The 1,039-nt window shown below is 56.5% G+C and carries 1 protein-coding gene; it reads left to right on the forward strand.

Translation table 11 applies throughout. The features are described 5' to 3' along the window. Window positions 1-56: 56 nt before the first annotated feature. Window positions 57-1,039 (forward strand): IS630 family transposase (locus IWX87_RS19470; protein ID WP_196865147.1); only part of this gene is annotated, 983 nt, incomplete at its 3' end.

Genomic DNA, 1,039 nt, shown 5'->3' on the forward strand with positions numbered 1-1,039 from the left:
TATTGATACGGCCCAATGAAGTATGAACTTTATTGAATTTTCTCTATCGAAGAAAGATGGAAAAAGAAAATGCAAGAAAGCAGACGCTGGAGCAGCTTCACGAGCGGCGTAAGCAAGTCGTGAGGCTGCACAAAAGGGCAATAGGCATCATGCAAATTGTCTCCATGACGGGTCTGAGCTACCCGGCTGTGCGCAGGTGCATCGATCTCTTTGATGCGGGCGGCTGGCCGGCGATCCGACCGGCCTTGCGAGGGCGCAGCCAGGGTCTTGGGCGCACCCTGAGCCAAGCCCAGGAAGGCAACGTTCAGCGCAGCATCATCGACCAACGCCCTGAGCAGCTCAAGATGGATTTCTTCCTGTGGAGCCGGGCGGCCGTGGGCCAACTCATCGAGCAGGAGTACGGGGTCAAGCTGCAGGTGCGCAGCGTTGGCAAATACCTGGCCCGCTGGGGTTTTACTCCTCAAAAGCCTATCAAGCGCGCCTACGAACAAAACCCTGAAGCGGTGCAAGCCTGGCTCGAAGGGGAGTACCCGGCGATAGAGCAACGTGCCCGTCAGGAGGGCGCTGAAATCCATTGGGGTGACGAGACGGCGCTTGTCAACACGGATGTGCGCGGCAGAAGCTTTGCGCCCGCTGGGAAAACGCCCGTGGCCAGGACCATCGGCGGCACCCGGCAAAAGCTCTCGATGATTGCCACGGTGACCAACCAGGGAAAGACCCGCTGGATGATCATTGACGATGCGTTTGACGCGGACAAGCTCATCGAATTCTTGCAAGCGCTGATCAAGGATGCGGAAAAAAAGGTGTTTTTGATTTTGGACAACTTGCGGGTTCATCACAGCAAAATCGTCAAGGCGTGGGTGGCTGAACATAAGGAGGACATCGAACTGTTCTATTTACCCAGCTACAGCCCGCAACTCAACCCGGAGGAACGCCTGAACGCGGACCTCAAGCAAGAGTTGGGAAAGCGCGTACCGGTGCGCAGCAAAGCCAAATTACGCGATGCTGCCAATGAGCACATGACGTTGCTCGAACGCAC

This window comes from Polaromonas sp. CG_9.7 (assembly GCF_015752205.1).
GTDB lineage: Bacteria > Pseudomonadota > Gammaproteobacteria > Burkholderiales > Burkholderiaceae_C > Polaromonas.